The following is a 19557-nucleotide window of genomic DNA, read 5'->3' on the forward strand; positions in this document are numbered from 1 at the left end:
GGCGAATATGAATAAGCGACTTCTGCTCATAAGCAGTTCCCGCGTGCATGGCGGCGGATACCTTGACCATGCTGAGAATGAAATCCGTGATTTGTTTGCCGGGGTTCAACGTGTGTTGTTTGTTCCGTACGCGTTGAAGGATCAGGATGGATACGCGTCGGTGGTGCGTGCAAAGTTTGAGGCGACGGGATATGGGCTGGATTCGATTCATACGGCGGCCGATCCCAAGCAGGCGGTGAATTCGGCGCAGGGAATCTTCATCGGCGGCGGGAATACTTTTCGGCTGCTGAATACTCTTTACAAGCTGGACTTGATCTCGGCGATTCGCGCACGCGTAGAAGCGGGCATGCCGTACATGGGATCGAGTGCGGGGTCGAATGTTGCCGGGTTGAGCATCAAGACGACGAACGACATGCCAATTGTGCAGCCACCGTCCTTCGAGGCGATTGGACTGCTCAAAATCCAGATCAATCCGCACTATCTGGATGCCGATCCGAACTCCACGCACATGGGCGAGACGCGCGAGCAGCGTTTAAAGGAATACCTGGAAGAGAATGACGTGCCCGTGGTAGCGATCCGCGAGCCGGCCATGTTGCGAGTTGAAAATGATCGCGTGCAATTGAAGGGAGCGAAGGGCGCGAGAATCTTCCGGCGCGGCATGGAGCCGTATGAACTGGAACCGGGAAGCCTGGTGGAGTTCTAGATCGACTGAACGGGGATGGCCGTTACGTCTTCGATAAGGCCCACTTCCTTCTGAACGAACGGCTCGGCGTATTCCACACCTGCGAGCAATCCGTAAAAGCGGGCCATGGTTTCCATGCGCTGGCGGATTTCCTGTTCCGGTACGAAGAGGTTGGCGCCGGTCTGTTGCTGGCCGTATTGCGACTTGTAGGCCATCAAGGACTTTAAGCGGATCTCGAACTGCTCGGTGATGTCGACGACAAACGAGGGGCGCGTGTCCGCGTAAAGAGAGGCATACAAAATCTTGAACGGACGATAAGGTGTCTCGCTCGCGAGTTCTGCGCTTCCGATTGTGACGCTGAGTGATTCGGGCGTGATTCCGGTGAGATCGAGTTTTTTTAATCCGGCGAGGAAGCAGGCCTCGTAGCCGAGAGGCGAAGCGTTCTTGTGGTCCGGGTGACGCGCTTCCCAATAGGGGAGGATCACCACCTTCGGCTGGAGCATGCGGATTACACGAGCCACTTTAAGCCGGTTCTCGTGCGTGTTCTCGACACGGGTGTCGGGGATATCGAGGGCACCTCGCCAGGAGACCTGAAGAATGTGCGCGGCGTCAGCGGCTTCGCGAGCACGGTCTTCGGCAGTACCGCGGGTGCCCATTTCTCCGCGGGTGAGATCGAGGATGGCTGTGCGCTGTCCGCGTTGGGCGGCATTGAGCAACGTGCCGCCACAGGTCTGTTCAACGTCGTCGCGATGCGCGGCAATGGCGAGGATGTCGATTCCCATTTCGGTTTATTGAACATCAACACCTCGAAAAAGCCAATTGCGTTGTCAAACTCTCGGTTACAATTCCGCCGAAATGAACCGCGTGGTGCTTTTATTGATCTTCGTTTGCTCTGTACTCGTTACTGCAGCGGTTGCTCAGAAACAAGCCTCAGAGAAACAGCGGTCAACAGTGACCTCTTCTTTTGAACAGGCCTCTCAGAAGTTCCTTCAAGCAATTCGCGATCAGGACGTAGAAGCAATTAAGAGATTCCTGCCTTCGGATGGAGTTGCACTAGGACATGAACAGCCGCCGACCGCGTTACAGACTCTGCTCAACGAGTTGGACCAAAGACGCGGATTTTACTGTCAGCTTTTCGACGGCGACTGTTTAGAGCGTGAGTTCGAACGCAAGTTCGGGTATTCGGGGGATCCTCACCTGGAATCGATTCTCGACCTACTGCGAAAGAATGCGGTTACGATCAAGAAAGAGGTATTTGAGGACAAGGAGTGGTGGGGAACTCTCGAGCTCGTGCGAAAAGAGCCGCGTCCGGCAACTCCTACCTACACCTTACACGACTTTCGGCTAGTGAGTGGCAAGTGGATGCTACAGGTGATCTGGAGCGAATAGCTCACCCACTACTTCTTTCTCTGGACCAGGTAGTAAGCAATCTCCTTCAACGTCGCAGCACGCTCTCCGTAAGGGTTCAGCGCGTCACATCCGGCTTTCACTAGTTCGTCCGCCATCTGCTTGGCTTTGTCCAGGCCGTAAAGCGAAGGATACGTAGCCTTGTCGGCCTTCACGTCTTTTCCGGCTGTTTTGCCCAACTGTTCGGATGTTTGCGTGACGTCGAGGATGTCGTCGGCGATCTGGAAGGCCAATCCGGCTTTGCGCCCGAAGCAGCGAAGCCGTTCGATGTCATCGGTGGTGCCATTTGCGTAATAGCCGCCATTGACGAGGCAGGCGGTAATAAGCGCCCCGGTCTTCGAACGATGGATATATTCCAGGGTCTGCGCGTCCGGATGCTTGTGCTCGGCCTCGAGATCCATGACCTGTCCACCGATCATGCCTTCGATCGTGCCGGTGGCGTGTGCGGTCTCGGCGATGATCTTCACGCGTGCCTCGGCAGAACACTTCAGGTTCGCCAGCACTTCATACGCATAGGTCTGTAACGCGTCGCCGGCGAGGATGGCTGTCGCCTCTCCGAAAGCCTTGTGGCAGGTGGGGCGTCCACGGCGGAGGTCGTCGTTATCGAGGGCGGGAAGGTCGTCGTGGATCAGGGAATACGTGTGGATCATTTCCAGCGCCGCGCCGAGGTCGGCAACGCCGGCTGGGAGCGAGCCAGTGATCATGCGGGCGGCTTCCATCACGAGGATTGGACGGAGACGCTTGCCTCCGGCAAACACGGAATGGCGCATGGCCTGGTGAATGGAAGGCGGATGCTGTGCGGCAGGTGGTAAAAGGCGTTCAAGCGCCTCATCGGCCATTGCGCGGCCCTGTTCTAACGTGACCTGAAGCATAAGCCGTGAGTATAAATTACGGCACTCTGGATTCCATGTGATACGCATCCAAGTTCGGTATGCGCAAAGTGAAGAATCCTCCGGTCGAGCCCGGTGCGGTACCCGCAGACGAGTTAAAGGCTAATTTTCCAGATATCAAGTTGCCGATCCAGCCGCCATATCCTCCGATGGAGGCAAAGTCAGTGGACGAGATCCCGCTTGGGAACGCCTGGATTTACGAACCAAAATGGGACGGCTTCCGTTGCGTGGCATTCCGCAGTGGGGATGAGGTATTGCTGCAATCGAAGGCGGGTCAACCACTGGGACGCTACTTCCCGGAACTGCTGGAAGAATTGCGTAAGGTGCCGCAAGAGAAATTCGTTCTGGATGGCGAGATCGTGATATTCCGCGGCAAGCACCTGTCATTCGATGACCTGCTGATGCGCATTCATCCGGCAGAGAGCAGGATACGCAAGCTGTCGAAGGAGACGCCTGCGAGCTTGCTGACTTTCGATTTACTGGTGGAGAACGGGAAGTCGCTGGTGGAAAATCCGCTTCGTGAACGACGGGAGAAACTGGAGGAGTTTTTCCGCCACGTACCGAAAGGAAGTTCGATCCGGCTGTCTCCCTCTAATTCCGATCATGCCAAGGCCGAGCACTGGATGCGCGAACTGGCTGGTAGCGGATTCGATGGCGTGATTGCAAAACGCACCGACGCGGCCTATGCGTCGGGCGAGCGCACCGGCATGGTGAAGATCAAGAATATGCGGACGGCTGACGTGGTGGTTGGCGGGTTTCGATATGCGACGAAGGGCAATGTCATTGGTTCGATGCTGCTTGGTTTATATGACGATCATGGGGAATTAAATCACGTCGGATTTACGTCGAGCTTCACGCCACAGATGAAAAAAGACCTGAAGAAAATCCTGGAACCGCTGCGTGGTGGTGAAGGCTTCACCGGCAACGCGCCGGGTGGGCCGAGCCGTTGGTCGACGGAACGGAGCGCGGAGTGGGAGCGGTTGGACCCGAAGCTCGTGTGCGAGGTGCAGTTTGACCACTTCTCGCAGGGACGCTTCCGGCATGGGACGAAGTTCCTGCGGTGGCGTCCGGAGAAGTCGCCGAAGCAGTGCACGTACGAGCAACTGGAAGTGAATAGCGCAAAAGGGCTGGAAGCACTAGGGCTGAAAGCGGCGTAGGCTACGCCTTGGCCTTCAGCGCTTTGAGCTTCAGCTGCTGTTTTGGCTCGAATCCTATGCGTCGGCGAGGCGGAACTGCGGCGGGGGTCATTAGCTGCTTGATTGCGCCGAAAAGCTGTCCAATGGCTTTGTCGTTATTGTCGATGCGCTTTTCCAGTTCTCCAAGTTTTGCGGCCAGTTCGCGGTGGTTAGCCAAAACTTCGCGCAACCGGACAAATGCACGAACTACGAATACGCTCATCTCGACGGCGCGAGGGGAGTTGAGAACCGTAGCAGCCATGATTGCGCCGTGTTCGGTAAAAGCAAATGGAGCATAGCGTCGACCACCATAACCGCAGCTTGAGATCACAAATTGTGATCTCAAGTTTGAGAACTCATCATGTGTCAACAAAATGAGAAAGTCCGCTGGGAATCTTTCGCTGTTACGCTTTACAGCCTGATTCAGGACGCGTACTTCGACGCCATAAAGACCAGCCAAATCACTGTCCAAAATCACCTTCTGGCCGCGCAGCATGAAAATTGAGTTTTCTATCGGTCGACTCGTTTTCGGCAGCTTCGTCAATCGTATCGCTCTTGAGGTTGCAATTTGTAACCTCAAGTCTGCCAGCACTACTGAGATCTAGTAAGTGACGAGTAATCGTGGAGTTCGGCCCGAAATATCCGAACAGGTCATGCTTTTGAGGTCTAGCAGCATAGAAAAGGCGCGAACCGAAGTCCGCGCCTTCGATCTTGAGGTTGCATATTGCAACCTCAAGTTGGCTCTACTGCTGTTTCCACTCCGGAACCCGTCCCGGCGTCCACGGCGCGCCTGCGGCTTCAAGTTGCTTCTCGAGATCCCGCAGGTCCGCATCCACCAACTGGCGAAGCTTGCCGAGTACATCCGCAAACTCCTGGGAAGCGATTTCGTAATGCTTCACGTGAGTTCCGGTCGGCTTCACGATGGCGAATCGCTGGCCTTCCATGATGTCCTGCACGCGATCGTCGATGGAGAACGGGACATTCTCGTTTCGCGCCGCAATCGCTTTGTCGCCGCGAAGAGCACGCAACAGATCGTTGTTGCGCTGATCGAGTTGATCGGCCATCTGCCCCAGTTTCGGGTCGGCAGTAGGCGTCTCCTGCAACGCACGGCGGATCGCCTTCAACTTGGTCTTGGTTTCGTTCGACAAGTTGATGGCGCCCGAAACGGCCCGGTAGAGATCCGTTACCTTGCGCTGGAAGTCGCGGAGGGCGGCACGGTCCTGCGCATTCATTCCATCCTGACCTTCCACGACAACTTCGAACTTCTGCGGTGTTGAAAGGGCGGTGGTAACTCCGCCGACCTTCTTGAACATCTGCATCGAGTAAGAGCCGGGCAGCACCATGGGTCCCTGGTTGCCGGCAGGCGGAAAGTCTTCGTCGGCATCGCCAGCATCGGTCGGGAGCGATGCCGCGGGGTAACGCAGGTTCCACGTTGCTCGCTGGAAGCCTTTATCGTTCTTAGCGTTCACGCGACGCAACGGCTTGCCGGTTTCGTCGTAGACAACGAAGAAGACTTCCGGCGCCAACTCTTCCGCTTCCGCGCGCAGTTCGTCGTTGGTCGGATACTTGATCGGCTTATTCGCCTTTGCCGCTTCTTTTTCGGCGTCGTGGCGAAGCTCTTTCCTGGTTTTCAGCTCGTCCTTCAGGTAATACGTGAAGGTGCTTCCGAACGGCGGGTTCTCGCCGAGGAAGTACGTCTCGCCCATGAACGCCTTGTTACGGCCGCCGATCGGGCGAGTCTGCACGTACATGAGCGTATTCTTCGCCGGATAAGTAAGGACGTCCTGCTGAACGACTTGCGGGTTTACCGTGCGCAGGGGCGAGTAGTCATCGAGGATGTAAATGCTGCGACCGAACGTTCCCACCACCAGATCGTTTTCGCGCTGCTGAATGGTCAAGTCGTGCACAGCAATTACAGGGAAGTCGCCGCCTTTGAGTTGAATCCACTTTGCGCCGCCATCAACCGTGAACCATAGTCCGAATTCGGTTCCGGCAAAGAGCAGCTTTGGATTGACGTGGTCTTCCGCAATGGTGTGAACGTAACCGTTCTCCGGCAGATTGCCGGCGATGGACGCCCAGGTCTTTCCGTTGTCGGCAGAGCGCAACAGGTAGGGCTTGAAGTCACCCTGCTTGTGATTGTCGAAAGCGGCGTAAATCACGCCGGGTTCGTGCTGAGACGCGAGCAGTTTACTGACGTAGCTGCGGTCTGGCACGCCAGCGAAGGTTTCGTATTTCGTCCAGTTCTTGCCGCCATCCTGCGTGACCTGGATTAGTCCGTCGTCGGTGCCGACATACAGGATTCCATCCTGCTTCGGCGACTCAGCGAACGAGACGATGTTTCCGTAAAAAGATGTGCTCTGGTTCTTTGCCACAGCATCGGGGGGCCACACCTTGCCCATCACAGGAAGCTGGTTGCGATCGATCTGCCGGGTAAGATCCGGAGATATCACCTGCCAGTCATTGCCCTGGTTGTCGCTACGGAACACGACGTTCGCCGCGAAGTAAATGCGCTTGTTGTCGAAGTGCGAGATCGCGATGGGCGAGTCCCAGTTGTATCGGTATGGCGGACCACCCTTCGGTTCCGGAGGAACGATGCCGATGGATTCACCGGTGCGGCGGTTAAACCGGACGATATTGCCGTACTGGTACTCGGCGTAAACGATATTCGGGTCCTTTGGATCCACGACGGAATGGAAGCCGTCGCCTCCATTGATGAACGTCCAGTCCGCGTTGGCGATGCCGTTGACTGACTTTGTTTGCGAAGGTGCGCCCCAGGTTGAGTTGTCCTGTGTGCCGCCGTAGACGTTGTAGAAGGGAACCGCGTTGTCGATTCCGACGCGATAAAACTGTCCAAGTGGCAGATTCTCAAACCAGCGCCAGTTTTCGCCGCGATCATGCGTTTCGTACAGTCCGCCATCGCAACCGACGAGGTAGTAGTCGGTGTCGGTGGGGTCAATCCAGATCACGTGGTTGTCCACGTGCTTATTCTTCTCGCCGAGATTCCGTAGCGTTTTGCCGCCATCATCGGAGACCTTGTAATACACGCTGCCTACATAAATTCGGTCGGGGTTCTTGGGATCGACGTTAATCTGCGAGTAGTACATTGCGCCGGAGTCGAACGGATTGCGGCGCTCCCAGTTTGAACCTTTGTCCACGGACCGGAAGATGCCACCTTTGCCATCGGCAGCTTCAACGGTCGCGTAGATGATGTTGGGGTTAGACGGGGCAATTGCCAGGCCGATTCGGCCAAGCTCTACTTTCGGCAGGCCGTTCTTCAGTTTGGTCCAGTTGGCGCCGCCGTCGGTGGTCTTGTAGATGGCCGCTTCGGGGCCGCCGTCGATCAGCGTCCAAACATGGCGACGCCGCTGGTACGCCGTGGCGTACATGGTGTCGGGATTCTCGGGATCCTGAACGAGATCGGAAATGCCGGTGTTCTCGCTGATGTTGAGGATCTTCTCCCAAGTCTTGCCGCCGTCCTTGGTGCGATAGAGACCACGGTCACCACCGGCGCTCCAGAGCGGTCCCTGGGCTGCGACGTAGACGACCTTCGAGTCACGTGGATCGACGATGATGCGCCCGATGTGCTCGGACTTCTTCAGACCAACGTTGGTCCATGTCTTGCCGGCGTCTTCTGATTTGTAAACGCCATCGCCGTAGGAGACGGAGCGCTGGGCGTTGTTCTCGCCGGTGCCGACCCAGATAACGTTTGGATCTTTCGGATCAAGCGTGAGGTAACCGATCGAATAGGAGCCCTCGCCGTCGAAAACCGGAGTAAAAGTGGTGCCGCCATTGGTGGTCTTCCAGACACCGCCGGACGCTACGCCAACGTAAAAGTGCGCGCGGTTCTTCGGGTTCACGGCCAAAGAAACGATACGGCCAGAAATCTGCGCTGGACCGATGAGGCGGAGTTTTAGTCCGTCGAAGGTTTTGGTGGAAAAGGGATCTGCGGGCTTCTCTTCCTTAGCGGCTGTGCCGGGGGCCGGCTTCGCAGCTTCGGCCTTCTGAGTCTGCTTTTCCTTCTTCGATGGTTTGGGAGTTTTTTCCTGGGCGAGCACAAAAGGGGAAGCCAGACAAAAAACAAGAATGGCGCTGAACAGCGGACGAAATGGTCGCAAAGGCGTCTCCTGCTACGGAAGCTGGGATGAAAGAGAACCGCCTTTTATACAACGAGAGTGGCTGAATGTCAGCAAAATCGGGACGACTACAGCGGATGCTCTATACTGCGCTGTTCCACTATGGCGAGAAAGAAAACAGTATACGGACACGGAACGGCACAACATCACCTGCCGAAGAACTACTGTTTCGGCTGCGGCCCGGACAATGCCGACGGTCTGCGGCTGAAGTTTCACTTTGATGAAGAACATCACAAAGTGACATGCAAGTTCCGGCTGCCGAGGCGTTACTGGGGTCCGCCGAAACACGCACACGGCGGGATCGTTGCGACTATCCTCGATGAAGCGATGGGCAAGGTAAACAAGCTGCGACAGGTGATTGCCGTAACCTCGGAGATGACAGTCCAGTATCTCAAGATGGTGCCGCTCGGAAAGTGGGTGGTCGTCGAGGGCTGGGAAGAGCGCGTGCACGGACGCGAACATCACAATGCCGCCGAGATCCGAAACGATAAAGGCGAAGTTCTCGCTCGCAGCACCGGAAAGTTTATTGCTGTGGATCCGGAGCGGATGTTCAGGAAGTACGCCATAAAGCGCGGCTAGCAGTTTTTGCTTTCTCAACGCCGGTTAATACATCTCAGTAATGTGGCTAGATACGACGCGGTCGTAGTTGGATCGGGGCCGAACGGACTCGCGGCGGCCATCACCTTGGCGCGCGAGGGATTATCCGTCCTGGTGCTGGAAGCGCAGGACACGATCGGCGGCGGCGCTCGGTCCGCCGAACTCACGCTGCCCGGGTTCGTCCACGACATGTGTTCTGCCATCCATCCATTCGCGTTCGCCTCGCCTGTGTTCCGCGACTTTCCGCTTGAGCGATACGGCCTGAAGTGGGTGCATTCGCCGGCTCCACTTGCGCACCCACTTGATGGCGGCAACGCGGCGATTCTGGAGAACTCGCTAGAGGAGACGGCGCAGCGTTACCCCGAAGATCGCGATGCGTATCGTGCTCTGTTCGAGCCGGCAGCGCGTGCATGGATCGACTTTCAGAGAGAAGGCTTCCGGTCGCTTCCTCGGCAGATTGGGAAGGTTGCGGTTGGGTTCGAGGCGCTGCGTCCGGCTCGCCGGATGATTGAGTCGCGGTTCCGTGATCCGGCATTGCGGGCATTAATGGCAGGGAATGCCGGTCATGCGATGCTGCCGCTGGAGAAGTCCGGATCGAACCTGGTGGTGTTGGGCCTGGTGACGATGGGGCACGTCGGCGGATGGCCGTTCCCGGAAGGCGGCGCCCAGAAGTTGAGCGACGCCATGGCGGCCCACTTCCGATCTCTTGGCGGTGTGATCGAGACCGGGGTGCGGATCACAAGCTTGCGCCAGGTGCCACCGGCGAGGGCAGTTCTGCTCGACGTAACGGCGCGTCAGGTGCTGGATATCTGCGGGGAGCAGTTGCCCCGGATGTACAAGAGCGTCCTGCGCAATTTTCGCTACAGCATGGCGGCGTTCAAAGTCGATTGGGCACTCAGTGAGCCGGTGCCCTGGCGTTCCGCGGAAATCCGCCGAGCGGCAACGGTACACATCGGCGGCACGCTGGAAGAGATCGCAGCCGCGGAGAGGGTGGTGTGGAAGGGAGGCATATCTGATGCGCCGCTCATCATCGCCGCTCAGCACTCCCTATTCGACCCCACGCGCGCGCCAGCGGGGAAGCACACGTTCTGGGCGTATTGCCATGTGCCGAATGGTTCCGACGTGGACATGGTGGAGCGAATCGAAAAGCAAATTGAAAGGTTTGCTCCGGGCTTCCGGGATTGCATACTGCAAAGGTCGGTTATGCCTCCGCGTGCTCTTGAAGCCCATAACCCCAACCTTATCGGCGGTGATATTGTCGGTGGCGTTCAGGACTTGTGGCAGATAGGAATGCGTCCTTCATTTCGGTATTGGGCTACTCCGTTGAAAGATGTCTTCATTTGTTCTTCTTCCACCCCGCCCGGGGCCGGTGTGCACGGCATGTGCGGATGGCTCGCCGCAAGACTCGCTCTGAAGAGGCGGTTCCAGATTACGCCGAAAAAGCTTTTCGACAACGACCGATAACACGGTGGATCAATCGCGAAAATTTGCATAGAAACTCAGTGGTGCTAGTCCTTGGTTACATTCGGGAAAATGTGCGCCTGGGTTAGGCTGTCACGGAACATCGAGGGAAGAATGAAGAAGATCGGTTTCCTGGTTTGCTTGTTCCTTATCGGCGCCGTATCCCTGGCCGCACAGACCCCCAACAGCAAGAAGACGCCCGTACCAGCGGCCGCCGTAACTACCGCTAGCATCAGTCCGGCAAAAGAAGCTTCTATCCGCCGCCTGCTCGAAGTTTCCGGAGCAAAGGGCGTTGCCATTTCCATGATGGATTCCATGGAACAAAGCATTCGTCCCATGATGACGAGCGCGCTACCTCCGGGAGACTATCGCGAACGGCTAGTGGAACTGTTCTTCCAGAAATTCCATGAGCGGCGCGATCCCCAAGTGCTGATCGACATGGCGGTACCCGCCTACGACAAGTACTTCACCGAAGATGAGATCAAGGGATTGGTAGCTTTCTACGAAAGTCCGCTCGGCAAGAAAGCGGTCGGCACACTGCCCAAGTTAACGGGCGAGATGCAGCAGATGGGTGGAGAATGGGGCCGAAAAATGGGCCAGGAATGCATGACCGAAGTTCTGAAGGAGAATCCGGACCTGGCGAAGGCAGTGGAAGAGGCGGCAAACAAGGCGAAGAGTTCAAGCTCAGGAAAATAGCGACTGCCCTGTCCGGCTTAGGTCGAAAGGTACACTGCTGAGTTGTACAATAGACGTGTAACCCGGCACTTCACTGCGCAAGGGATTTCTGCGTCCATAGCACTTTCCCTGCAATCTAAGCTGGATAAGAGGCAATCGTTATGTCTGAGAACAATGGCAACAGCACTGGTCTGCGTTTGAAAACTGGTTTGGCGGAGATGTTAAAGGGCGGCGTGATCATGGACGTCATGAGCCGCGACCAGGCCGAAGTTGCCGAGACGGCCGGGGCAGTCGCCGTCATGGCGCTGGAGCGTGTGCCAGCCATCATCCGCACGGAAGGCGGCGTGGCCCGCATGGCCAACCCCAAGCTGATCAAGGAGATCATGGCGGCCGTCTCCATTCCCGTCATGGCCAAGTGCCGTATCGGTCACTTTGCTGAGGCACAGATCCTGCAAGAGATCGGCGTCGACTATATCGACGAGTCCGAAGTCCTGACCCCCGCTGACGAAGAGCACCACGTAGATAAGCACGCCTTCAAGACGCCGTTCGTTTGCGGCGCCCGCAACCTGGGCGAAGCGCTGCGTCGTATCGCCGAGGGCGCGGCGATGATCCGTACCAAGGGTGAGGCAGGTACAGGGGACGTGATTCATGCCGTTAAGCACATGCGGCAGATCGTCAAAGAAATGAAGCAGTTGACGGTGATGTCTGAAGAAGAGCTTTATGCTGCGGCAAAGAACCATCAGGCTCCTTACGAGCTGGTTCGATTGGTAGCCAAGAAGGGCAAACTGCCGGTTCCGAACTTCTCGGCAGGCGGCATTGCTACCCCGGCGGATGCGTCCCTGATGATGCAGTTGGGCGCTGAGTCGGTGTTCGTCGGGTCCGGCATCTTCATGAAGGACGGCCACACGGCTCTGGACCTGAAGAACCCTGAAGAGCGCGCCGACGCCGAAGCTCGCGCCCGCTCCATCGTGCTGGCTACCACCCACTACCAGGATCCCAAGGTTCTGGCCGAAGTCAGCGAGAAGATCAAGAGCTCGATGAAGGGATTGGCGGTGGCCGCTATTCCGCAAGGCGAACTGCTTCAGACCCGCGGCTGGTAACCCTGGAACTCGGTTTTAACGTATTCCGTCCCTCAACTTCGGTTGAGGGACTTTTACGTTTTTGTGGGATATGATTCCCGCATGGCAAAGAACCGAGCGCCGCAGCCGTTTGAAGTCGATTGTCCGCACTGCCATGCCGTGCTGAAAGTTGACGCCGAAGTGAAGGCAGTCATCTCGCATACTCCTCCCGTGGCGCCGAAGATGTTCGAGAACTTCGAGGCGGCGGCGAACGCGATGAAGGAACAGGAAGGCCGTCGCGAATCGTTGTTCCGTCAGTCGGTGGAGGCGGAAAAGAACAAAGCCAGCTTGCTGGAAAAGAAGTTCCAGGAAGCGCTCAAGAAAGCGAAAGATACTCCCGACGAAAAGCCGCTGCGCGATTTCGATCTCGACTAACCGATGGCAAAACCTCTTCTGCTAGGACACCGCGGTGCGCGCAAATATGCGCCCGAAAACACTCTTCCAGCGCTGCAACTCGCGCTGGATCACGGCTGCGATGGCTTTGAGTTCGACGTTCGCCTGACCTCCGACGGAGATGCCGTCGTCTGCCACGATCCCAAATTCGAGGGGCTTGTCGTTGAACGCAGTACACGCGACGCGCTCACCGGCCGCTGGCACGACGAAAATGGCCTCTGCGGTCTCGACGATGTGCTGGAACGCTTCCAGCAGGCCGCGTTCCTCAATATCGAACTGAAGGTGGAAGGCGCGGAAGAGTACACGCTGGAACTGCTCAAGAGATTTCCACCCGCAAAGGGCTGCATTGTTTCGTCATTCCTGCCGATCGTTCTGGAACAACTGAAGCAATTAGGGTCCGAAGTTCCGCTCGGCCTGATCTGCGACTCGCATCTGCAACTGGATCCCTGGCGCGAACTGCCGATCGCCGCCGTGATGGCGCACCGGAACCTGGTGACGCGTACGCTGATCAAAGAAGTCCACGAGGCAGGTAAGCAGGTGTTTGTCTGGACCGTAAATGGCGCGACGGAGATGCGCGAGTTCGCGGAAGCCGGAGTGGATGGCATCATCTCAGACGACACGCTGCTGCTGGGTAAGACGCTGAACGGCGCTAGCGAATAAACATCGTCGGTTGATGGGCGGGCCGCACGAAGAACCTTTCGAACTCCTCTTCGAACGCCTCGATCTCGTAACTGATCTGCGAAGTCGTCCAGTGCAATGCCGCACCGATTCTTTCCGCAGCCGTACGCGTGCAATCGTCCGTCCAGCAGGGGCCAAGCGCCACCGGTACGCGGCGCAGCAGGATATCGGCGAGTGTCACCGCGTGTTCGCGGCGTACGGCGTACACAGCTTCGCCGACCACATGATCGCTGTGCTCACAGATCGGACGTCGCATCGAGTCGTCCTGCTGGATCACGTTGAAGACCGACGTCGCGAATGGTCCGAAAAACTGTGCAATGGCCTTCACCGAGGCAAGCGGCAGACGCGCGAATTCGACCATCTCGCGATACAGTCGGCTCAATGACTGCTCGTCCATTCCCTCCTGGACAACGAAGCCTCGGGGCTCCTTCACATCGATACCGATCGCGCGCGCGCAATCGCGGGCGAGACTCGCAGCCGTCGTAAGCTTCCCGCCGACGACAGAAATCATTCCGGTACCGCCGTCATCCTTGTGATCGACCAGAAAGTGGCGTCGCGTGATCGAGTCAGGTGCCTGCTCGTCGATGTAGGGAAGAGGGCGAATTCCGGCAAACGCAGCGCGAACGTCCGTGATCCGATATGGGACCGAAGGGAACACGCGCTGGAACGCGGCAAGAAGATAATCGATTTCGCTCGATGCCGGCCGCACCAGATTTGGATCGGTGTCGTCGCGAATTTCGGTGGTTCCGACCAGAATCTGTCCGGCCCACGGAAGGATGAACACAGGACGTCCGTCGTGCGCCTCGGTATAGATCGCCGAGGCCGGCGCGCCTTCGAAGGTCGGCAACAGAATGTGGCTGCCGCGCACTCCACCAACGAGCGGTTCATCCATGGGAAGGTTGGCTCGTTTGCAGATGGAATCGGCCCACGGTCCGGTGGCGTTGATCACCCAGTCGCACTGCACTCGATACTCATCACCGGAAAGACGATCACGCAAAAGAACGCTATCGACTTCGTCGTTCCTGCGGTCGACAGCCAGCAATTCGGTGTGATTCCGGATGGTTGCGTTGTGCGATCCGGCAGCGTGCAACCACTCGGCGATCAACCGCTCGGGGTATTCGCACTGCGCGTCTTCATAAGAGAACACCGACCAGCGCTGCCCGCGATCGAGGAATTGCTCGAGACGGCGCCGATCGGAGGCGGAATCTCCATTGGGTTTCACCCTGGCGAACTTGCGATAGAGCCATAGTCCGAAACGGATCTCGAGTGCGCTCCGATGCGAGTGCTCGGGCATGGCCAGCAGGAAATTGAGCGGACGAACCAGGCTCGGGCTCTCCGCCAGCAGGCGTTCGCGCTCCCGAAGGGACTCCCGCACCAGTCCGATTTCGCCGTGTTCCAGGTAACGCAGGCCACCATGGATGATCCGCGTGGCGCGACTGGTGGTACCCGATCCAAAGTCGTTCTGCTCAACAATCAGGAGGGATTTTCCCGCTTTGGCGCACTCGCGTGCTATGGCAACACCGCTGATACCGCCGCCAATCACGACGATGTCGAATTGTTCGCCATCTAGAGGCGGACGTGCTGTACCGGGCATCATCTTTGATTTTCGATGCGTTCCGCGTTCATGGCGATTGAAGATTGTGGTTCCGAGGCAATAGATTAGTGGTGATGCCAACTACAGGGGAACGATTTGAACGCGCCGTGGCCATCATGGCGCGGCTGCGAGCGCCCGGCGGATGTCCGTGGGATCGCGAGCAGACTTTCGACACCATCAAGCCTTTTACGCTGGAAGAAACGTACGAAGTCCTGGAAGCGATCGACAATCGAGACTGGGATGAACTGACCGGTGAACTCGGCGATCTGCTATTGCAGGTGCTCTTCTACGCCGAAATGGCGCAGGAAGAGAAACACTTCTCGATCGATGACGTGCTCGACCGGCTGTCGAATAAGTTGGTGAACCGGCACCCGCACGTCTTCGGCGATGTGGAAGCGAAGACGTCAGCCGAGGTCCTGAAAAACTGGGAAGCGATCAAGGCCGAGGAGAAGAAGAAGCGCCTAGAGTCCGGTGGCGGTAAGTCGGCGAAAGAGGAAGAGCAGTCCCAATCCGTGTTGGCCGGGGTTTCCAAGGGAGTGCCGGCACTTCTGGAAGCCTTCAAGATCAGCTCTCGCGTGGCACATGTCGGTTTTGAATGGCCGGAAATCAGCGGCCTTTTCGAGAAGCTTCAGGAAGAAACCCGCGAACTCCAGGACGAACTGCGCAAGCTTCCCGATCCGAACCTCAAGCCGCCGCAGCGTGGCGTTGCCAGTTCGGGCAAGCAGCAGATTCCGGATGACCTCCGGGAACGTCTCGAAGACGAAGTGGGCGACCTCTTCTTCGTGATGGTAAACATAGCGCGATATCTGTCGCTCGATCCAGAATCGGCCTTGCGCAAGACAAATCGCAAGTTTCGCAAACGTTTCCAGTGGCTGGAGTCGCGACTGCAAGAGCAGGGCAAACAGACATCAGAGGCTACATTAGACGAGATGGAGGCACTGTGGCAGCAGGCGAAGTCGCTGGAGTAAAAACGGACGGCATCCTGATTCGCGTCTGCGACGACGTGCGCGAGTTCGAAACCTGCGTCGAGATTCAGCGCGAGGTGTGGCAGTTTAACGACGAAGAACTCGTGCCTTCCCGCCTGTTTGTGGTCGCGCGCAAAGTCGGCGGCCAGGTGATCGGGGCATTCGATGGTGATCGAATGGTCGCGTTCGCACTGGGAATTCCGGGCAATCGCAACGGACATCCTTACATGCACTCGCACATGCTGGCCGTTCGTGCGGGATACAGGAACGGCGGACTCGGCCGTCGCGTGAAGCTGTTCCAGCGTGAAGACGCGCTCGCAAAAGGCATCGAGTTAATCGAGTGGACATTCGATCCGCTCGAGATCAAGAACGCCTATCTGAACATCGAGAGGCTTGGCGCGATCACGCGTCGCTACACCATCAATCAATATGGAAGCGTTTCGTCGCCGTTGCAGGGTGGCCTTCCCACTGACCGTCTCACCGCCGAGTGGTGGCTGAAGTCGAAGCGTGTCGAGACCTTGCTGAAGACTCACAAGACCCCGGCGGTTAAGCCTGAGAAGAGCGTCGAGGTTCCGGCTGAAATCTATGAATGGAAGAAGGACCCTGCCCATCGCGAGCAGGCGCTCGCCATCCAGAAACGCAACCGGGAAGCGCTGATGAAGTACTTCGACGCCGGCCTCGCAGTTCTTGGTTACGAGCGTGACGAATCGGGGAATGGGAAGTTCCTGCTCGGCCATTGGGATGAGAAGTGGTCGTATGGCAAATAGGCGCCGCTGAACATGTCAGATCAGAAGTTTGAGGATAGCGACAAGCGACTGGCGGTGTATGGTTCGTTGGCGCCGGGCAAAGAAAACCACTGGGTGCTGGCGTCTATGAATGGATGCTGGGCCCGGGGCGTGGTGCGCGGCCAGTTACATCCGGAAGGATGGGGAGCAACCAGTGGGTTCCCCGCGCTGGTTTTTGACGAGGACGGTCCCGAGGTTCCGGTGTTCGTGTTCGAGTCCGACGAGTTGCCGCAGAACTGGGCGCGACTCGATGAGTTCGAAGGTAAGGACTACCGAAGAACCGTTGTTCCGGTGAAGCTGGACAGCGGTGGCTTTGTGCGATGTTGCGTATATGAGTTGAATCGGCAGGCGAAGTAGTTTCACCGATGGATATTGAAATATGAAGATAGAAGCAATCACACTACGCGAAATTCAGATGCCGCTTGTCCACTTTTTCGAGACAAGCTTTGGCCGCACTACGGGACGCCGGATCATTCTTGTCACCGTTCATGGGGAAGGAGTGGAAGGCTGGGGCGAATGCGTCGCCGGCGAACATCCACATTACAGTGACGAATCCGTCGACACCGCCTGGTACACCTTGGTGAAGTATTTCGCGCCCGCGTTGGTGGGGAAGTCGATTGCGAGCGGCAGGGAAGCGCCTAAGTATTTTTCGCGCATCCGTGGTCATCGCATGGCGAAGGGCGCACTGGAGAACGCCATCTGGGACGCCGAGGCGATTGCGAAAAATATCCCTCTTTGGAAGTTGCTTAGGGGCGTGCAGACGGAACTGAATTGCGGCGTGTCGATTGGGATACAGGACTCGCCCGACAAACTTGTCGAGAAAGTGCGCACCGAACTTAACGCCGGATACCAGCGCATCAAGTTGAAGGTGAAACCCGGCTGGGATGTTGCGATTCTGGAACGCATCCGCCGCGAGTGGCCGGATATTCTCCTCAGCGTGGATGCGAACTCCGCCTATACGACGGACGATTTCGATCACCTTAAGGAGTTCGATCGTTTCAATCTGCTCATGATCGAGCAGCCCTTGTGGAACGACGACTTCTACTTCCACCACAAGCTGCAAAAGCAGATCAAGACAGCCATCTGCCTCGACGAAGTTATCCGCAGCGCACGCGATGCTCAGGCTGCCGCGGAGCTTGGGGCGTGTCGGATTGTGAATGTGAAAGTTGGTCGCGTCGGCGGGTTTACTGAGGCCATCAAGGTTCACGACGTCTGCCGTCAGCACAACATCGCGAACTGGTGCGGAGGCATGCTGGAGGCGGGCATTGGACGCTCGCACAACATTGCGCTGTCCACGCTGCCGAACTTCACGCTTCCAGGAGATGTGTCGGCTTCGAAACGGTATTGGAAGGAAGACATCATTGAGCCGGAAGTGACCGTATCGCCGAAAGGGACAATCACGGTGACCGACAAGCCGGGCCGCGGGTACGACTTGAAGCCCGATCTGATCGAGAAGCTGACGGTGAGGAAGGAAGTTGTGAAGGGAAGTACGGTGGGAGCGTGAACATAAAAGCATTGACCCCCGAAGACCCAAAGGTCGCGTCATGCGACAAGTGCGCTCGTTGTGGGGGTGAGCGTTCCTGTTTTGAGCGGTGTTGATGAAGCACAACTTAGAAAGTGGGCTGATGAGGGCGGTGGTGCGCACGTCCGCACGCAACTGCATGAAGTCAGGGGATTCAATTATGAAGCGAGCAAGATAGTCGTTCATCATCTGCTTTATTGTGTGCCGCCTCCGACAGCAACTTGTCCCTACTGCAATAGAGTTCTGAGAACGAATACAGCCAAGCAATGCCGCTTCTGCCACGCGGATTGGCATTAAGGTGTCCCGCATCACAGACGCAAGCTCATCCCTCCCGCCACACTCATCTCATGGACTTTTTCGAACTCATACAGAAGCGCCAATCCATCCGTAAGTGGCAGTCGCGTCCGGTCGAGCGCGAGAAGTTGCAGTGCATCCTGGAAGCGATCAACCGCGCACCTTCGGCAGGGAACTTCCAGGCATTTGAGGTCTATCGCGTCGGGTCAGCAGAAAAACGCACAGCCATCGCGAACGCCACATGGGATCAGGCGTACATCGGCTCCGCGCCTGAAATGCTCGTGTTTTGCTCCAACCCTGGGCGCTGCCAGTACGGTGGAGAAACCTATCCGCTGGAAGACACTACGATCGCCTGCACCTTCGCCATGCTGGCGGTTACGGCCGTGGGATTGGGAGGAGTGTGGATCGGCGCATTCGATCCCAAGAAGATTGCCGAAACCATGCAACTGCCTTCCGGGCTCATTCCTATTGCGATCTTTCCGTTTGGCTACGAGGACGAAGTGCCGGAACGTACCTCCCGGCGCGAGCTTTCCGACGTTATCCACGAGCTTCGGTAGTCAACGGTGAAGGCGATTTTATATACTGAAGGGTCATGCCGATTCTCAAAGACATAGCGGCAATTGCCAAGGGGATGAGCGTCACGTTCGGCGAGATGTTCAAGCCCACCCAGGTTGAGAACTACCCAGACGGTCCCGGCCCCCTGCGGGGCGCGGTTTTCCAGGAGCGCTACCGTGGCGTTCACGTTTTGCAGCGCGACGAGAACGGACTGGAGAAATGCGTTGCGTGCTTCCTGTGCGCGGCGGCGTGTCCTTCGAATTGCATCTACATCGAAGCCGCCGAGAACACATCCGAGAACCGCATCAGTGGCGCTGAGCGTTACGCGAAGGTCTATAACATCGACTACAACCGCTGCATTTTCTGCGGATACTGTGTCGAGGCCTGCCCCACCGATGCCATCACCCACGGGCACGGGTTCGAGATCGCTACCTTCAACGCGAGCAATCTCGTGTACCGGAAAGAAGCTCTGCTGGCTCCCGTCAACGCGCACCTCGGATCGAACTCGATGTTCAACACCGCGGAACTCGAACAGCAGGGGAAACGCGCCAAGAGTTAACAGTTTCTGAAACGAAGAGTGCCGGTCATCACGACCGGCATTTTTGCATATGGGGGCAAGACTTCGCGTGCGAG

The 19557-nt window shown here is 57.3% G+C and carries 20 protein-coding genes; 15 read left to right on the forward strand and 5 right to left on the reverse strand.

Annotated features, from left to right (window positions below; all coding sequences use genetic code 11):
- Positions 1 to 7: 7 nt before the first annotated feature.
- Positions 8 to 703: a dipeptidase PepE gene (gene pepE, locus VN577_02185; GenBank protein HWR13610.1), complete on the forward strand. Its 696-nt coding sequence runs from the start codon at positions 8 to 10 to the stop codon at positions 701 to 703.
- Here pepE and bshB1 read toward each other — a convergent pair.
- Positions 700 to 1464 carry a bacillithiol biosynthesis deacetylase BshB1 gene (gene bshB1, locus VN577_02190; GenBank protein HWR13611.1) on the reverse strand — a complete coding sequence of 255 codons (765 nt, stop codon included), beginning with the start codon at positions 1462 to 1464 and terminating at the stop codon, positions 700 to 702. The genes pepE and bshB1 overlap by 4 nt on opposite strands.
- 169 nt (positions 1465 to 1633) lie before the next feature.
- On the opposite strand from bshB1, the gene VN577_02195 reads away from it, so the two are divergent.
- On the forward strand, positions 1634 to 2071 hold the full coding sequence (locus VN577_02195; protein HWR13612.1) for a hypothetical protein: 438 nt from the start codon (positions 1634 to 1636) through the stop codon (positions 2069 to 2071).
- 8 nt (positions 2072 to 2079) lie between these two features.
- Here the strand turns inward: VN577_02195 and VN577_02200 are convergent, their stop codons facing one another.
- Positions 2080 to 2928 carry a farnesyl diphosphate synthase gene (locus VN577_02200; GenBank protein HWR13613.1) on the reverse strand — a complete coding sequence of 283 codons (849 nt, stop codon included), beginning with the start codon at positions 2926 to 2928 and terminating at the stop codon, positions 2080 to 2082.
- 92 nt (positions 2929 to 3020) lie between these two features.
- Here VN577_02200 and VN577_02205 point away from each other — a divergent pair, with 92 nt between their 5' ends.
- A complete protein-coding gene (locus VN577_02205; protein ID HWR13614.1) occupies positions 3021 to 4136 on the forward strand; it encodes an ATP-dependent DNA ligase in 1116 nt (371 codons plus the stop codon).
- Position 4137: 1 nt separating this feature from the next.
- Here the strand turns inward: VN577_02205 and VN577_02210 are convergent, their stop codons facing one another.
- On the reverse strand, positions 4138 to 4698 hold the full coding sequence (locus VN577_02210) for an ORF6N domain-containing protein (GenBank protein HWR13615.1): 561 nt from the start codon (positions 4696 to 4698) through the stop codon (positions 4138 to 4140).
- Positions 4699 to 4897: 199 nt separating this feature from the next.
- Positions 4898 to 8269, reverse strand: coding sequence for a hypothetical protein (locus tag VN577_02215; protein ID HWR13616.1), 3372 nt, complete (start codon positions 8267 to 8269; stop codon positions 4898 to 4900).
- Between the two features lie 120 nt (positions 8270 to 8389).
- On the opposite strand from VN577_02215, the gene VN577_02220 reads away from it, so the two are divergent.
- The 6 genes from VN577_02220 (at position 8390) to VN577_02245 (ending at position 13191) form a co-directional block, all read left to right on the forward strand.
- Entirely contained in the window at positions 8390 to 8866 is a 477-nt protein-coding gene (locus tag VN577_02220) for a PaaI family thioesterase (protein ID HWR13617.1), read from the forward strand.
- A 6-nt stretch (positions 8867 to 8872) separates the two neighbouring features.
- The gene (locus VN577_02225; protein HWR13618.1) at positions 8873 to 10348 is read left to right on the forward strand and encodes an NAD(P)/FAD-dependent oxidoreductase; all 1476 of its coding nucleotides are present in this window, start codon (positions 8873 to 8875) and stop codon (positions 10346 to 10348) included.
- Positions 10349 to 10459: 111 nt separating this feature from the next.
- Entirely contained in the window at positions 10460 to 11041 is a 582-nt protein-coding gene (locus VN577_02230; protein ID HWR13619.1) for a DUF2059 domain-containing protein, read from the forward strand.
- Between the two features lie 140 nt (positions 11042 to 11181).
- Complete coding sequence (pdxS, locus tag VN577_02235; GenBank protein HWR13620.1) at positions 11182 to 12120, forward strand: pyridoxal 5'-phosphate synthase lyase subunit PdxS; 939 nt, start codon at positions 11182 to 11184, stop codon at positions 12118 to 12120.
- An 81-nt stretch (positions 12121 to 12201) separates the two neighbouring features.
- Positions 12202 to 12513, forward strand: coding sequence for a hypothetical protein (locus VN577_02240; protein ID HWR13621.1), 312 nt, complete (start codon positions 12202 to 12204; stop codon positions 12511 to 12513).
- A gap of 3 nt (positions 12514 to 12516) precedes the next feature.
- Positions 12517 to 13191, forward strand: a complete 675-nt coding sequence (locus VN577_02245; protein HWR13622.1) for a glycerophosphodiester phosphodiesterase — start codon at positions 12517 to 12519, stop codon at positions 13189 to 13191.
- On the opposite strand, the gene VN577_02250 is transcribed toward VN577_02245, so the two are convergent.
- Positions 13181 to 14806, reverse strand: coding sequence for a glycerol-3-phosphate dehydrogenase/oxidase (locus VN577_02250; protein HWR13623.1), 1626 nt, complete (start codon positions 14804 to 14806; stop codon positions 13181 to 13183). The two genes, VN577_02245 and VN577_02250, sit on opposite strands and share 11 nt — an antisense overlap.
- A gap of 71 nt (positions 14807 to 14877) precedes the next feature.
- Between VN577_02250 and mazG the strand changes: the two genes are divergently transcribed.
- The 6 genes from mazG (at position 14878) to nuoI (ending at position 19483) form a co-directional block, all read left to right on the forward strand.
- Complete coding sequence (gene mazG, locus VN577_02255) at positions 14878 to 15771, forward strand: nucleoside triphosphate pyrophosphohydrolase (protein HWR13624.1); 894 nt, start codon at positions 14878 to 14880, stop codon at positions 15769 to 15771.
- Positions 15744 to 16535: a GNAT family N-acetyltransferase gene (locus tag VN577_02260; protein ID HWR13625.1), complete on the forward strand. Its 792-nt coding sequence runs from the start codon at positions 15744 to 15746 to the stop codon at positions 16533 to 16535. The genes mazG and VN577_02260 overlap by 28 nt, the downstream gene beginning before the upstream one ends.
- A 12-nt stretch (positions 16536 to 16547) precedes the next feature.
- Positions 16548 to 16910 (forward strand): gamma-glutamylcyclotransferase family protein, encoded by a 363-nt coding sequence (locus VN577_02265; protein HWR13626.1) that lies wholly within the window; start codon positions 16548 to 16550, stop codon positions 16908 to 16910.
- 22 nt (positions 16911 to 16932) lie between these two features.
- Entirely contained in the window at positions 16933 to 18057 is a 1125-nt protein-coding gene (gene menC / locus VN577_02270; GenBank protein HWR13627.1) for an o-succinylbenzoate synthase, read from the forward strand.
- A 365-nt stretch (positions 18058 to 18422) separates the two neighbouring features.
- The gene (locus VN577_02275; protein HWR13628.1) at positions 18423 to 18926 is read left to right on the forward strand and encodes a nitroreductase family protein; all 504 of its coding nucleotides are present in this window, start codon (positions 18423 to 18425) and stop codon (positions 18924 to 18926) included.
- A gap of 35 nt (positions 18927 to 18961) precedes the next feature.
- Entirely contained in the window at positions 18962 to 19483 is a 522-nt protein-coding gene (gene nuoI / locus VN577_02280; protein ID HWR13629.1) for an NADH-quinone oxidoreductase subunit NuoI, read from the forward strand.
- Positions 19484 to 19557: the final 74 nt, after the last annotated feature.

This window comes from Terriglobales bacterium (assembly GCA_035561515.1).
Taxonomy (GTDB): Bacteria; Acidobacteriota; Terriglobia; order Terriglobales; family Acidobacteriaceae; genus DATMXP01.

What these genes read in the sequence shown, in the direction of transcription:
- pepE (HWR13610.1), top strand. Translation starts at nt 8, where the DNA reads ATGAATAAGCGACTTCTGCTCATAAGCAGTTCCCGCGTGCATGGCGGC.
- bshB1 (HWR13611.1), bottom strand. Translation starts at nt 1,464, where the DNA reads ATGGGAATCGACATCCTCGCCATTGCCGCGCATCGCGACGACGTTGAA.
- VN577_02200 (HWR13613.1), bottom strand. Translation starts at nt 2,928, where the DNA reads ATGGCCGATGAGGCGCTTGAACGCCTTTTACCACCTGCCGCACAGCAT.
- VN577_02205 (HWR13614.1), top strand. Translation starts at nt 3,021, where the DNA reads ATGCGCAAAGTGAAGAATCCTCCGGTCGAGCCCGGTGCGGTACCCGCA.
- VN577_02220 (HWR13617.1), top strand. Translation starts at nt 8,390, where the DNA reads ATGGCGAGAAAGAAAACAGTATACGGACACGGAACGGCACAACATCAC.
- VN577_02230 (HWR13619.1), top strand. Translation starts at nt 10,460, where the DNA reads ATGAAGAAGATCGGTTTCCTGGTTTGCTTGTTCCTTATCGGCGCCGTA.
- pdxS (HWR13620.1), top strand. Translation starts at nt 11,182, where the DNA reads ATGTCTGAGAACAATGGCAACAGCACTGGTCTGCGTTTGAAAACTGGT.
- VN577_02240 (HWR13621.1), top strand. Translation starts at nt 12,202, where the DNA reads ATGGCAAAGAACCGAGCGCCGCAGCCGTTTGAAGTCGATTGTCCGCAC.
- VN577_02245 (HWR13622.1), top strand. Translation starts at nt 12,517, where the DNA reads ATGGCAAAACCTCTTCTGCTAGGACACCGCGGTGCGCGCAAATATGCG.
- VN577_02250 (HWR13623.1), bottom strand. Translation starts at nt 14,806, where the DNA reads ATGATGCCCGGTACAGCACGTCCGCCTCTAGATGGCGAACAATTCGAC.
- mazG (HWR13624.1), top strand. Translation starts at nt 14,878, where the DNA reads ATGCCAACTACAGGGGAACGATTTGAACGCGCCGTGGCCATCATGGCG.
- VN577_02265 (HWR13626.1), top strand. Translation starts at nt 16,548, where the DNA reads ATGTCAGATCAGAAGTTTGAGGATAGCGACAAGCGACTGGCGGTGTAT.
- menC (HWR13627.1), top strand. Translation starts at nt 16,933, where the DNA reads ATGAAGATAGAAGCAATCACACTACGCGAAATTCAGATGCCGCTTGTC.
- VN577_02275 (HWR13628.1), top strand. Translation starts at nt 18,423, where the DNA reads ATGGACTTTTTCGAACTCATACAGAAGCGCCAATCCATCCGTAAGTGG.
- nuoI (HWR13629.1), top strand. Translation starts at nt 18,962, where the DNA reads ATGCCGATTCTCAAAGACATAGCGGCAATTGCCAAGGGGATGAGCGTC.